The organism is Zeaxanthinibacter enoshimensis (assembly GCF_004362865.1).
Lineage (GTDB): Bacteria > Bacteroidota > Bacteroidia > Flavobacteriales > Flavobacteriaceae > Zeaxanthinibacter > Zeaxanthinibacter enoshimensis.
Genome location: NZ_SNYI01000002.1, coordinates 525,785 through 539,161 on the forward strand (window position 1 = coordinate 525,785; position 13,377 = coordinate 539,161).

General features: G+C 45.3%; 9 protein-coding genes and 2 tRNA genes. 7 read left to right on the top strand and 4 right to left on the bottom strand.

The window, feature by feature from the left end:
• Positions 1–82: 82 nt before the first annotated feature.
• Together gyrA and CLV82_RS08585 are read left to right on the top strand one after the other, a co-directional pair.
• Positions 83–2,626, top strand: a complete 2,544-nt coding sequence (gene gyrA / locus CLV82_RS08580) for a DNA gyrase subunit A (protein WP_133643901.1) — start codon at positions 83–85, stop codon at positions 2,624–2,626.
• 41 nt (positions 2,627–2,667) lie between these two features.
• Positions 2,668–3,930 carry a tetratricopeptide repeat protein gene (locus CLV82_RS08585; RefSeq protein ID WP_133643902.1) on the top strand — a complete coding sequence of 421 codons (1,263 nt, stop codon included), beginning with the start codon at positions 2,668–2,670 and terminating at the stop codon, positions 3,928–3,930.
• A gap of 51 nt (positions 3,931–3,981) precedes the next feature.
• Here CLV82_RS08585 and CLV82_RS08590 read toward each other — a convergent pair whose 3' ends face one another.
• Both CLV82_RS08590 and CLV82_RS08595 read right to left on the bottom strand, forming a co-directional pair.
• Complete coding sequence (locus tag CLV82_RS08590; protein ID WP_133643903.1) at positions 3,982–4,734, bottom strand: C40 family peptidase; 753 nt, start codon at positions 4,732–4,734, stop codon at positions 3,982–3,984.
• Positions 4,735–4,754: 20 nt separating this feature from the next.
• Positions 4,755–5,930, bottom strand: a complete 1,176-nt coding sequence (locus tag CLV82_RS08595; protein WP_133643904.1) for an acetyl-CoA C-acyltransferase — start codon at positions 5,928–5,930, stop codon at positions 4,755–4,757.
• A 206-nt stretch (positions 5,931–6,136) separates the two neighbouring features.
• Between CLV82_RS08595 and CLV82_RS08600 the strand changes: the two genes are divergently transcribed.
• The 3 genes from CLV82_RS08600 (at position 6,137) to CLV82_RS08610 (ending at position 8,540) form a co-directional block, all read left to right on the top strand.
• On the top strand, positions 6,137–8,185 hold the full coding sequence (locus CLV82_RS08600) for an HD family phosphohydrolase (RefSeq protein ID WP_133643905.1): 2,049 nt from the start codon (positions 6,137–6,139) through the stop codon (positions 8,183–8,185).
• A gap of 144 nt (positions 8,186–8,329) precedes the next feature.
• Positions 8,330–8,413, top strand: a tRNA-Ser gene (locus tag CLV82_RS08605).
• A 49-nt stretch (positions 8,414–8,462) separates the two neighbouring features.
• A tRNA-Pro gene (locus CLV82_RS08610) sits at positions 8,463–8,540 on the top strand.
• 552 nt (positions 8,541–9,092) lie between these two features.
• On the opposite strand, the gene CLV82_RS08615 is transcribed toward CLV82_RS08610, so the two are convergent.
• Together CLV82_RS08615 and CLV82_RS08620 are read right to left on the bottom strand one after the other, a co-directional pair.
• Complete coding sequence (locus tag CLV82_RS08615; RefSeq protein ID WP_133643906.1) at positions 9,093–9,818, bottom strand: LytR/AlgR family response regulator transcription factor; 726 nt, start codon at positions 9,816–9,818, stop codon at positions 9,093–9,095.
• Positions 9,815–10,852, bottom strand: coding sequence for a sensor histidine kinase (locus tag CLV82_RS08620; RefSeq protein ID WP_133643907.1), 1,038 nt, complete (start codon positions 10,850–10,852; stop codon positions 9,815–9,817). Before CLV82_RS08620 ends, CLV82_RS08615 begins: the two co-directional genes overlap by 4 nt.
• Before the next feature lie 149 nt (positions 10,853–11,001).
• Between CLV82_RS08620 and CLV82_RS08625 the strand changes: the two genes are divergently transcribed.
• Together CLV82_RS08625 and CLV82_RS08630 are read left to right on the top strand one after the other, a co-directional pair.
• Positions 11,002–12,156, top strand: coding sequence for a carbohydrate-binding family 9-like protein (locus CLV82_RS08625; protein WP_133643908.1), 1,155 nt, complete (start codon positions 11,002–11,004; stop codon positions 12,154–12,156).
• Positions 12,146–13,225, top strand: coding sequence for a putative glycoside hydrolase (locus CLV82_RS08630; RefSeq protein ID WP_133643909.1), 1,080 nt, complete (start codon positions 12,146–12,148; stop codon positions 13,223–13,225). The genes CLV82_RS08625 and CLV82_RS08630 overlap by 11 nt, the downstream gene beginning before the upstream one ends.
• Positions 13,226–13,377: the final 152 nt, after the last annotated feature.

The following is a 13,377-nucleotide window of genomic DNA, read 5'->3' on the forward strand; positions in this document are numbered from 1 at the left end:
CCATATTCTATGCGCTCTACCTAATGTTTTTACGTATATTGGCGTGCTATTTTTAATATAATAAATGCAATAAGATTTTTTTATGGCAGAGGGAGAAAAACTGATTCCTATTAACATTGAAGATGAGATGAAATCTGCCTACATTGATTATTCAATGTCGGTCATTGTGTCACGAGCCCTGCCAGATGTCAGGGACGGTCTCAAACCCGTCCACAGGCGGGTGCTATTTGGAATGCATGAACTAGGTGTTCGTTCAAACACCGCCCATAAAAAGTCGGCCCGTATCGTCGGGGAAGTGCTGGGTAAATACCACCCGCACGGGGATACTTCGGTATACGACACCATGGTACGGATGGCCCAGGAATGGAGTCTTCGTTATATGTTGATCGATGGCCAGGGTAACTTCGGGTCTGTCGATGGCGATAGCCCGGCAGCGATGCGTTATACGGAAGCCAGGATGCGGAAGATCGCAGACGAGATGCTTGCGGATATCGACAAGGATACCGTAGACCACCAGCTTAACTTTGATGATACGCTCTTAGAGCCTACCGTTTTGCCAACCAAGGTTCCTAACCTTTTGGTTAACGGAGCTTCGGGTATTGCCGTAGGTATGGCGACCAATATGCCGCCTCATAACTTAGCGGAAGTGGTTGACGGAACGATCGCCTATATCGAAAACAACGACATAGAGATCGACGAGATCATCCAGCATATAAAGGCACCGGATTTCCCAACCGGGGGAATCATCTATGGCTATGACGGGGTAAAGGAAGCTTTCCACACCGGGAAAGGACGTGTAGTTATGCGTGCCCGGGCCAATATAGAAGAAGTTCAGGGTAAGGAGTGTATCATCGTTACGGAAATTCCGTACCAGGTGAATAAGGCCGATATGATCAAGAAAACGGCCGACCTTATCAATGACAAGAAAATCGAGGGGATCTCAACTATACGGGACGAGTCAGACCGGAATGGTATGCGTATCGTTTATGTGCTGAAAAGAGATGCCATCCCAAATATCGTTCTCAATACACTTTATAAGTATACCGCACTGCAATCTTCTTTCAGCGTGAACAACATCGCGTTGGTGAATGGCAGGCCTAAGCTGCTTAATGTAAAGGAGATCATCCATCATTTTGTTGAGCATCGCCATGAAGTAGTCGTGCGTCGTACGAAGTACGAATTGAAAAAAGCTGAAGACCGGGCACATATCCTGGAAGGGCTTATCATAGCTTCGGATAATATTGACGAGGTTATTGCGATCATCAGGGGGTCTTCTAACGCTGATGAAGCGAGAGAAAACCTGATGGAGCGCTTTAAGCTGACCGAGATACAGGCCAAGGCGATCGTAGAAATGCGATTACGTCAGCTTACCGGTCTGGAGCAGGATAAGCTGAGGTCTGAATATGATGAGATCATCAAGACCATTGCTGACCTGAAAGATATTCTTGAGAAGAAAGACAGAAGAATGCAGATCATCAAGGATGAACTCCTCGAGATCAAAGACAAATATGGGGATCTTCGCCGTTCGGAGATCAACTTAGCCGGGGGTGACCTGAGTATAGAGGATATGATCCCGGATGAGCAGGTAGTGATTACTATCTCTCACGCAGGTTATATAAAAAGAACCCCGCTAACAGCGTACAGGACCCAGAACAGGGGAGGAGTCGGTCAAAAAGCTTCTTCTACCCGGAACGAGGACTTCCTGGAACACCTGTTTGTAGGTACCAACCACCAGTACATGCTTTTCTTTACCCAGAATGGTAAATGTTTCTGGATGCGGGTGTACGAAATACCGGAAGGAAGCAGGACCTCTAAAGGAAGAGCGATACAGAACCTGATCAATATAGAACAGGATGACAAGGTAAAAGCCTTTATCTGTGTACGTGACCTTAAAGACGAGGAGTATGTGAACAATCATTTTGTGATCATGGCCACTAAGAAAGGTTCAGTGAAGAAAACACCACTGGAACAATATTCAAGGCCACGGCAGAATGGTATCATTGCCATCAGTATACGTGAAGGCGATGAATTGCTGGAAGCTAAACTGACTACCGGGACCAGCCAGATATTCCTGGGTCTGAAGTCCGGTAAGGCCATCCGTTTCGAGGAAAGTAAAACCAGGCCGATGGGACGAGGTGCGTCCGGGGTTCGTGGAATTACCCTTGCTGATGATAATGACGAGGTGATCGGAATGGTATCAGTGAATAATTTTGAAGAAGAAATTCTCGTAGTTTCGGAGAACGGTTACGGAAAACGATCTAGTATTGAAGATTACAGGATCACCAACCGTGGAGGTAAAGGAGTCAAAACGATCTCTATTACCGAGAAGACCGGGGAACTTGTTGCGATCAAGAACGTTTCAGACCTGGATGACCTGATGATCATCAACAAATCCGGGATCGCAATCCGTATGAGCGTGGATGAACTGCGTACTATGGGTAGAGCAACACAGGGGGTTCGTCTGATCAAAATGAGGGATGACGATTCTATTGCTGCGGTAGCCAAAGTAATGAAAGACGAGGATGATCTCGACGAAGCCGGAATCATGGATATTGAGGTGCAGCCAGAGAATGGCACGGCTCTTGATGAAAGTGATCAGGAATCCAATGAATCAAAAGAGGATTAAACACTAAGAAGAATAAACACTAAACAGAAATTAGATTAATCATGAAAACGAAATTGTTACTTATATCGGCCATGACTTTCACTATGGTCGGTTTTTCACAAAAATCCGAAATAAAGGATGCTGAGAAAGCCCTTGATAACGGAAACGCTACCCAGGCTAAAGCTAGCCTTGAAACAGCGGCCGGGATGATGGCTAATATGGATGAGAAGTTACAGGCTCAATATTACTACGTACGTGGAATGGTTTATGCCGATCTCGCCAAAAAAGGAGATGACAGTGCTTTTGAAGAGGCGGTTGATTCCTTTAAGAATGTGCTGAGTGTTGAAGAAAAATCCGGGAAGGATAAATATTCTGAAGATGCAAAGCAGGCCATGGCCAATATGACAGCAGACCTTGTCAATGCGGCAGTAGAGGATAATAAAGCAGAGAATTTTGATGCTGCAGCTTCTAAACTTTACATGAGCTATAAGCTGAGCCCTGCTGATACAGTTTACCTATACTATGCGGCAAGCAGTGCTGTAAATGGGGGACTTTATGAAAAGGCTCTTGGTTACTACAAAGAGCTGAAAGACCTTGGGTACGACGGAAGTGCCACAGTATACAAGGCTACCAACGTAGAGACCGGTGAAGTAGAGGAAATGGAAAAACTACAACGCGACCTGATGGTTAAATCCGGTACTTATAAAGACCCGATAGAGGAGAAAACTCCTTCTAAAAAAGCCGAGATCGTTAAGAACATGGCTCTTATCTATACCCAGTTAGGCCAGGACGACAAAGCACTTGAGGCATACGCAGTAGCCCGTGCCGAATATCCAAACGATGTAAACCTTATCCTGAATGAAGCCAACCTGTATTACAAATTGGGTGATAAGGAGAAGTTCAAGGAACTGATGTCTGAGGCTTCTGCTATGGCACCGGATAACCCAGACCTTCAGTATAACATCGGAGTGATCAACATGGAGCAAGGGAACCTTGAGGCAGCTCGCGAAGCGTACAGGAAGGCTTTGGAGATCAATCCAAATTACATCAACGCCCAGCTGAACCTTTCTACAAGCTACGTGAATGAAGGGAACAGTCTTATCGACGAGATGAACAGCCTCGGTAACTCTAAGGCAGATATCGCGAAGTACGAAGAACTTAAGGAGAAAAAGGATAGTCTATTCCGCGAAGGAGCCCAGATTCTGGAAGACGCTTTGAAGAATAACCCTGATAACCAGAGTATTCTTACCCAGCTGAAGAACATCTACGGTGCTTTAGGTGATAACGAAAATTTCATGAGAGTTAAGAAGCTCTTAGGTGAGTAATCACTGACATACTGATAAAAAAAGACCCCTATGAATTTCATAGGGGTTTTTTTATGCGATCTTTTTTATAACCCTGAGTGAATGTGAGTACCGGCCCTGCTCGGCATCAAAGATGCCTGTATGGTCTATCCGGTCTATCCGGACCTTGCCATAGGCATGAATAATATAGTTGTCTCTCATGATAATGCCTACATGGTCTATGATACCCTCATTATTATCAAAGAAGGCCAGGTCACCTTCCTCGCTTTCCTCGATAAAGCTCAATGCCTCTCCCTGCTTTGCCTGCTCTGCGGCGTCCCTGAGAAGATCATAGCCGTTGATCTTATAGACCATTTGGGTGAGGCCGGCACTGTCTATCCCGAAGGGGGTTTTGCCTCCCGAAACAAAAGGAGCATTCAGGTACATAAGAGCGGTATCCACCAGGTGCGATTTGCCCCGGGTGCCATTGGCGAAAGCTCCTTCAAAACGCTGGCCCACCATGTGCAGGTGACCGACGGATGAACCCAGTAGAAGAGGGATCAGCGCATGGCTTTCTGTACTGGAGTAGGATACCAGGTCTGACGCGTAATGATTCCGGTCGCCTCGTTCTATTTCCTTGTAGGCTTCTTCTGTTAACTCCTGATATTGGTGATTAGAGATCCAGCCCTCGGTCTTGTCATATGCCACCCGGATCCTGCTCCAGTACCTGCGTTTCTCCAGGACCCGGAAATGTTCCCCGCACAACAGCTGGGTACGCATTTCAGCAGCGTCGTCAGCCTGGTTCCGAACTGGGACAACACTGAGATGAGCAATACCGTAAGGCATAATTTATAGGGTGAATGAGTTTAGATTCGTTCCAGTACAATAGCGGATGCTCCACCACCACCATTACATATGGCTGCAGCACCTAATTTAGCATTATTCTGATTTAAAACACCAAGGAGGGTGACAATGATCCTGGCGCCGGAACAACCCAGCGGGTGTCCCAGGGAAACTGCACCTCCGTTGACGTTCACTTTATCATTATCCAATCCCAATAATTTCATATTGGCCAGTCCTACTACGGCAAAAGCTTCGTTGAATTCAAAGTAATCTACTTCATCCTGGGTCACACCAGCCTTAGCAAGGGCTTTGGGAAGTGCTTTGGAAGGGGCGGTAGTAAACCACTTAGGTTCCTGGGCTGCATCAGCGTATCCCCTGATCCTTGCTATTGGTTTAAGACCGAGCTCTTTGGCTTTTTCAGCGCTCATCAGTACCAGTGCAGCAGCCCCGTCATTGATCGTAGAGGCATTGGCTGCAGTAACAGTTCCGTCTTTGCTGAAGGCCGGGCGCAGCTGCGGAATCTTTTCCATTTTTACATTCCTGTACTCTTCGTCCTCGGAAAATATCATCGGTTCCCCACGGCGTTGCGGGACCTCTACCGGGACTACTTCGTCTTTGAATTTGCCCGACTTCCATGCCTCGGCAGAGCGGTTATAAGACTGGATCGCGTAGGCGTCCTGGTCTTCCCTGCTGAAATTATGTTCAACGGCACAGGCATCAGCACAGACTCCCATGGCAGTTTGTTCATACACATCCACAAGTCCGTCTTTCTGCATCCCGTCTTCCAGGGTAGCAGGACCAAATTTCTGACCATTACGCATGTGTACATAATGAGGAATAAGACTCATATTTTCCATTCCCCCGGCAACAACCACAGAGGCATCACCCAGGGCTATGGATTGAGCTGCCTGCATAACAGTTTTCATTCCGGAGGCACAGACCTTATTTACGGTAGTACAGGGCACAGTATCCGGGATGCCGGCAAAGATGGCTGCCTGTCTTGCAGGGGCCTGGCCGTTTCCTGCCTGCACCACGTTGCCCATCAGTACTTCTTCAATCATCTCCGGCTTTAACCCGATCTTATCCAGGGCGCCTTTGATGGCCACTGCCCCTAGACGGGTTGCAGGAACGGTTGATAACGATCCCATAAAACTCCCAATGGGGGTACGGACTGCAGATACTATAACTACCTCTTTCATGTTGTAATTTTTTGAATTAATGTTGATCACTGTCCCGGTTTATTACTGTTACCAGGGATATTTTGGGTCCTTATGAACCGGTGGAAGGGACAGCTGAATTCCTGGGGCGAAAATAAGAAATTATGTAGCAATGTTGAGGGATATCGATTCAAAAGGTATTTGTTCATTTTATTATTTTCTATTTTTACGGCTAGATCGCAGGCCTCATGGGAAATACCTTGGACACTATTTATAAAAATCAGTCCCACATCTATAAATACTTTCTGTACCTGGTCACCCTGTGCCTGATTGTTTTTTTCTTTCCTAAAGGGGGGCAGTTTAAATACGAATTCCAAAAAGGTAAACCCTGGCAGTATGATAACCTGTATGCGCCTTTTGATTTCTCTATCAAGAAGTCTGAGCAGGAGATCACCCAGGAACGAAATTCCATAGCTGCAAAACAGGCAGATTACTATGATTATAATGAGCGAATAGTGGAGCAGGTGAGGCAGGCCTACAGCGCCAATTTCGGACCTGCCTTCCCGGATGATCTCTATCCAGGGAATGAGAAAGTGCTGCTGGATACCGTGGGGAGATCCATCCTGAATACCATTTACTCCCGGGGGATACTCAAGAATGATGGGAATGCCGGGAAAGGCGGAAGTATCTATATCATCCGTGGCAATGAAGCTGCCCAAATACAACGATCAAAGCTCTATCGTATGAGCGAGGTGGATGAGGTGGTAGACAGTGTCCTGGCGGCAAGAGGAATGGAGCAGTTACAGAAACCTTTCCAGCAATTGTTCTTCGATATCCTGGAGCCCAACGTCATCCACAACCCCGAACTTTCCAATAAAGAGTTACAGGCAGAGCTGGCAAAGATCTCTTACACCCGGGGGACGGTTGATGAAGGTAAACTGATCATTGCAAAAGGAGAGGTCGTGGAGGCCGAGAACCTCAATATCCTGCAATCCTTAAGAGACGAATACGAATCCGAGCTCTGGACGGAAAATAACTACTATTTTATCCTCTTCGGGTACTTTATCCTGGTGGCACTGGTGCTTATGATGCTGCTGTTGTTCATCAAGAAATACAGACCGGATATTTACGACAATAATAAAAAGGTCACCTTTATCTTCTTTAATATCCTGGTGATGGTCTTTGTGACCACCCTGGTGGTAAAGTATGATGAGACCTATGTCTTCGTCGTACCTCTCTGTATTTTACCCCTTATCCTGAAGACGTTCTTTGATGCCCGCCTGGGGTTATTTGTACATGTACTTACGGTTTTGATACTGGGCTTCGTGGTGCCCAATAGTTTCGAATATATTTTCCTGCAGATCATCGCGGGTATTGTAACTATCCTTACGGTCTCCGAGTTGTATAAGCGGGCCAACCTGTTCATTTCGGTGGGGCAGATCACCCTGATCTACATCATAGGGTACTTTGCTTTCCATGTTATACAGGAGGGGACCATTGATACCATCTACTGGTACACCTTTGCGTATTTCCTGCTCAATGGTATGATCACCCTGTTTGCACAGCCGCTGATCTATGTATACGAAAAGATCTTCGGAATGGTCTCGGATGTCTCCCTGCTCGAATTATCCGATACCAATGCAAAGCTGTTGAAAGAACTCTCTAACAAGGCCCCCGGAACATTTCATCATTCGTTGCAGGTGGCAAACCTTGCAGAGGCGGCCGCGAACGAAATTGGCGCCAATGCCATGCTGGTCAGGGTAGGGGCACTGTACCACGACATAGGGAAAATGAACAATCCCACCTACTTTACAGAGAACCAGGTGACCAATGTGAATCCCCATAACGACCTGCCGGCGAAGGAGAGTGCAAGAATTATTATAAACCACGTAATAGAAGGGATAGAGATCGCGAGGCGGAACAAGGTGCCGGACCGGGTGATCGACTTTATCAGGACGCATCACGGGACCACACTGGTGTTCTATTTTTACAAGAAGCAGCAGGATAAAGAAGATTTTGTGGAAGAGAAGGATTTCAGGTACCCTGGGCCCATACCTTTTTCCAAGGAAACCGCGATACTGATGATGGCCGATTCGGTGGAAGCGGCATCAAAGAGCCTCAAGAACCCCTCTTACCGGGTTATTGATGAATTCGTGGATAAGATCATTAACGGGCAGATGCAGGCTAACCAGTTCCATAATGCGAACATAACTTTTAAAGAAATTGAGACGGTAAAGAAAGTCCTGAAACAGAAGCTGACCAATATCTACCACCTGAGGGTAGAGTATCCTGAGTAACAGTTTTTTGCGAATTTTGGCTCAAAAAAATTACAAAAAAGTTGTTTCCCTTGATATGAAGAATTACATTTGCAGCCGCTTTGACAGTTAGAGATACTTAATTGCAAGGCGGATATTTACAAGCGTTCATTTGCTTAAAATATTGGAGAGGTGCCGGAGTGGTAACGGAGCAGATTGCTAATCTGTCGACGCGCAAGTGTCGCCTGGGTTCGAGTCCCAGTCTCTCCGCAAATAATCGGAGGATACCACCGGGAATGATTCCTCTAAGACAACACCTCGGGGTGTAGCGTAGCCCGGTTATCGCGCCTGCTTTGGGAGCAGGAGGTCGCAGGTTCGAATCCTGCCACCCCGACCAACAAAAGCCAGACAGAATTGTCTGGCTTTTTTTATTCCCCAAAGGCCGGCAAGCTTGCTTGCAGTGCCATAGGGAATAAAAAACACGGAAACCGCAGGTTTCCTGGCTTTTGTTGAGCAACACCCCCTTCTCAGGATCACGAGCACAGCGAGTAATCCTGATGGTTCGAAGTTCGAGGTTTGAGGCGCAAATTGTAGTATCCCAAAAGCTTATTTTGGGTAGAAATTAGAATACCGCAGGTTTGAGGACTTTTGTTGAGCAACACCCCCTTCTCAGGATCACGAGCACAGCGAGTAATCCTGATGGTTCGAAGTTCGAGGTTTGAGGCGCAAATTGTAGTATCCCAAAAACTTATTTTGGGTAGAAATTAGAATACCGCAGGTTTGAGAACTTTTGTTGAGCAACACGCTCCATACAGGTTCAGGGCAGCTAATCCTGCCACCCCGACCAAGAAAATCCAATCACGTAAGTGATAGATTTTTTTTTACACTAATGCGGGCTTCCAGCTTTAATTCAGGCCAGCAGCTTGTCCCCCTTTCCCCCTGTCACCCCCTACATAAACTGACCATCCAGAATTCGCTCTTTCACCTCGCTGAGATAGCTTCTTCCAATGGTATACCTCTCGTTGCCGATATGAAGCATATTGCCTTCCACAGCTTCAACCTTGTCAATGGATACTGAGTAGGAGCGGTGAATTCGGATGAATTTAGTGGCAGGGAGTTCTTCGGTAAAACTACCTAAAGTAGTATGTACTATATAAGAGGTGTCTGCAGTCCTGATTCGGATATAATCCTTCAGGCTTTCCACCACCATGATCTGATCCAGGTATATCTTCTGTATCCGTTTTTTATCGACCTTGACAAAGATGCTTTCCTTATCCTTTTCAATATTTGATTCGGGAGCCGGCGCATATTTACCACAGCGCAGGGCAATGGCCCTGTTCACCGTTTGCATGAAACGGGAAAAAGGGAAAGGTTTCAGGAGGTAATCTATAGCTTCGAGTTCATAACTCTTAACTGCATATTCCTTGTAAGCGGTGGTGATTACCACCATGGTATCCTTTTGAACAGTCTTCATAAATTCCAGGCCATTAAGCCTGGGCATATTGATGTCGAGAAAGATCAGGTCCACCGGGTGGGACTGTTGATAAAGGGAGGCTTCCACCGCATTGGTGAAGGTGCGCTCTAGCTGAAGCTCCTGAATCTGGTCCGAGTAATTCTTTAATATATTAATGGCCAGGGGTTCATCATCTACGATGATAGCTTTTAAAGGTTTCATACTTTCAATTTTAATAGGACCCGGTAGTTCTGTTCTGATTCAGAAATGGTTAAATCGTAATCTTCTGGCCTGAATGCAAGGGATAAGCGTTTACGGACATTACTCAGCCCTATACCTTTTTCAGGATGTTCGTGTAAAGATTGATCTGACTCCGGTCTGATACTATTATTTGTTTCAAAATGCAGCCAGTTCTCCTTGACCTTTGCATTGATTTCAATGAAAATGGGTTCAGTTGAACTACTTCCGGCATGCTTAAAGCAATTTTCAACCAGGGGGATCAGTAACATAGGAGGGATGCTGCATTCGTCATATTTACCAGACACATTCCACTGCAGGTGCAAGGAGTCGTCATAGCGTATTCGTTGTAACTCTATATAATTGTGAATGTATCGGAACTCCTCATGAAGCGTTTGATATGGACGGTCTGTAGAATACAGGAGATGACGCATCATGTCCGATAATTTTAATACGACCTGGGGTGCTTTAGGGGATTGCTCCAGCGTTAAGGAATAAATATTATTAAGGGTATTAAAGAAGAAATGCGGTGAAACCTGGGTCTTGAGTAATTGGAGTTCAGTGCTGAGCTGTCGTTTCTCCAGGGCATGGAATTTACTGTTTTCCCGCAGCCAGTCTATTGTGATTTTGATAGCCGTCACAAAAGAGATTACGTATAATTCACCGAGCATAGCGGTAATGGCATAATTAAGCGTCATTTCACTTATGGGCTGATGTCCTGCAGGAATAGAACTGGCACCCAGGAGAGCCTGGGTCAGGTTATATTTCACCAGCAACATCAATCCTAAAGCCCCCAATACCAGTAAGCTATAATCCAGGTATTTTCTCCTGAAAATATATCTTGGCATCAGCACGTAGATGTTCAGGTAAGCTAGCGCCATATGAATAGGAAAGCCTATGAGGTTTGCTTTAAAGGAGTAGGAGTAATCATTAAAGTAACTACCCCACCGGAGGGTGTTAAACAGAAAATAGATCAGCCAGAAAATCAGGTGATGCCTGAATTTTATCTGATATTTCATAGGTTAAAGATGTAAGATTTGGCATGGATATTCCGGATGCTAATAACGGGAGTTTTTATAAATCATTCAGCTTCGCAGAAATGTTGTTGGTCTATTTTTATTGGTCGTGTAGAAAATTAGTTATTTTTTGTTTAACTATTAAATATAAGATGTCAAAAGTCCCCCGAATTCAGTTATCTCCTCTACAACACGGCAGTGATGGCACTGACAGCTCGTATTCAATTTCTTCTGTTCCCCGGGCGTTTAATGTCCCTGTCCGGTCATGGATATTTTTATTCTTACTATTCTGTGTTATAAGTAAGCCCGCAATTTCGCAAGTTTCACCACGATCATACACAGCATACAAGTCCCTGAGCGAAATTAAGATAGATGGAAGGGCCGATGAAGCAAGCTGGGACAATGCTCCCTGGAGCGATGATTTTATTGATATCGAAGGCAAAAAGATCCCCTCATACCGGACTCGGGTAAAAATGCTGTGGGACAGCAACAATCTCTATGTTTTTGCAAAAATGGAGGAACCGCATGTATGGGCTACCCTGAAACAGAGAGATACCGTAATCTTCTACAATAATGATTTTGAGATATTCATTGACCCTGATGGGGATACTCACCATTACATGGAGTTAGAAGTGAATGCGCATAATACGGTTTGGGATCTCCTTTTGAGCAAACCTTACAGGAATGGGGGGCTTGTGGTCGATCATTGGGATTTTAAAGGATTAAAGACTGCAGTACATATCCTCGGATCTTTGAATGACCCCCGTGATACCGATCAGGGATGGCAGGTAGAGATAGCGATACCCTGGGAATCAATGAAGGAATTGTATCCCGGCGCTGCACTACCTGAAAATTCGTTCTGGAGGATCAATTTTTCAAGGGTGAACTGGGATTACGAATTAGATGGCAAGCGATACAGCCGGAAAAAGGATGCTGCCGGTAATTTTATGCCGGAGTATAACTGGGTTTGGTCTCCGCAGGGAGTGATCAATATGCATGAACCGGAACATTGGGGGTACGTTTATTTTTCGGATAAACAGGGGGTGGATAACATTTTTAAGATTCCTGATGATGAAACTTTGAAATGGTCGCTCTATCAGGTCTACCGTGAAATGCTACAATCCCCGTCCCGGATCAACGATATCACCGGAACAAAGACGATTGGCGAATTAGAATTCATGGGAAGTAAGGTGAATATTCACTTTGAAACACACAACGCCGGTTATAATCTCTATTTAAATAACCCCTTTAACGGGAATAAACTTCTGATCAGGGAAGATGGAAAATTCATTAAATATGAAAACTAAATTACTTTCAACATGCGTCTTTTTAATCCTGGCTTTTGCTTTTTTTTCGTTCAGCAAGGCGGGAGAAACCAATAATGATCCTCCGAAATTCTGGGCTTGGATGGGTGCCGATGCCAGTAAAAGTGATGCTCATTACGCAGAAGTGTTCCATAAATATAAAGCAGGAGGGCTGGATGCTGTATTAATCAATACCAACGCAGACCCGGAACTGTTACGGCGTTTGACTCCATTGGCTACAAAAGCCGGGCTGGAAGTACATGCGTGGATGTTTACAGTGAACAGGCCGGGAGATGCGATAGCCGAACAACATCCTGAGTGGTATGCAGTCAGCAGGGATGGAAAATCCTGTTATGATGATCCACCTTACGTAGGTTACTATAAATGGTTATGCCCAACAAGAGAAGAGTCCAAGGCTCACATTTTAAAGCTGGTCGAACAATTGGCTGCTGTTGAAGGAGTGAGTAGTGTACACCTGGATTACATTCGCTATTCTGATATTTTTCTACCCATTGGGCTATTACCAAAATACAATCTTGAACAGGAGACAGAATTAGCCCGATATGATTTCTGCTATTGCGATGTGTGCCGAGCTGAATTCGAGAAAATTCATCATAAAGTTCCCCAGGAACTCGATAATCCTGCTATAGATATGGAATGGAAGAATTTCCGGCTGAACCGGATCAGGGCAGTAGTGAATGAAGCTTATGAAATTGTCCATAAATATGGAAAACAATTGACCGCTGCTGTATTTCCTTACCCGGAAATGGCAGATCATATGGTGCGTCAGCGTTGGGATAAATGGGATGTCGACATGGTCCTTCCCATGATCTATCATGGCTTTTACCTGGAAGATTTAGACTGGATCGGTTACGCCACCAGACAAGGTGTGAGCGACCTGAAGTATAAACCGACAAGTCTTCATACAGGGCTTTTCATCCCTGACCTTGATCCTTCTGATCTTCGTAAAGCCATAAAACTGGCCCTGGATAACGGGGCGAAAGGTGTGGCCCTCTTTGATGCATCTGCATTAACGCCTGAGCATTTAGCAATTATCAGGGAATTCAAATAATCACATTTAAGGTTAACAGTCTCTAGGTTTCCCTGTAATACTCATTCTGGGGTGGAATTTTGTTGAACTTTTTCCATGTTTCAATTGTGGGCATTCTGGTCTCATTGAGCTATCGACAGCAGTTGTTGGTCGAAATTTATTTGAAGAGAGAT

Excerpts from the sequence above, each read along its gene's own strand:
- gyrA (WP_133643901.1), top strand. The coding sequence starts at position 83 with ATGGCAGAGGGAGAAAAACTGATTCCTATTAACATTGAAGATGAGATG.
- CLV82_RS08585 (WP_133643902.1), top strand. The coding sequence starts at position 2,668 with ATGAAAACGAAATTGTTACTTATATCGGCCATGACTTTCACTATGGTC.
- CLV82_RS08590 (WP_133643903.1), bottom strand. The coding sequence starts at position 4,734 with ATGCCTTACGGTATTGCTCATCTCAGTGTTGTCCCAGTTCGGAACCAG.
- CLV82_RS08595 (WP_133643904.1), bottom strand. The coding sequence starts at position 5,930 with ATGAAAGAGGTAGTTATAGTATCTGCAGTCCGTACCCCCATTGGGAGT.
- CLV82_RS08600 (WP_133643905.1), top strand. The coding sequence starts at position 6,137 with ATGGGAAATACCTTGGACACTATTTATAAAAATCAGTCCCACATCTAT.
- CLV82_RS08615 (WP_133643906.1), bottom strand. The coding sequence starts at position 9,818 with ATGAAACCTTTAAAAGCTATCATCGTAGATGATGAACCCCTGGCCATT.
- CLV82_RS08620 (WP_133643907.1), bottom strand. The coding sequence starts at position 10,852 with ATGAAATATCAGATAAAATTCAGGCATCACCTGATTTTCTGGCTGATC.
- CLV82_RS08625 (WP_133643908.1), top strand. The coding sequence starts at position 11,002 with ATGTCAAAAGTCCCCCGAATTCAGTTATCTCCTCTACAACACGGCAGT.
- CLV82_RS08630 (WP_133643909.1), top strand. The coding sequence starts at position 12,146 with ATGAAAACTAAATTACTTTCAACATGCGTCTTTTTAATCCTGGCTTTT.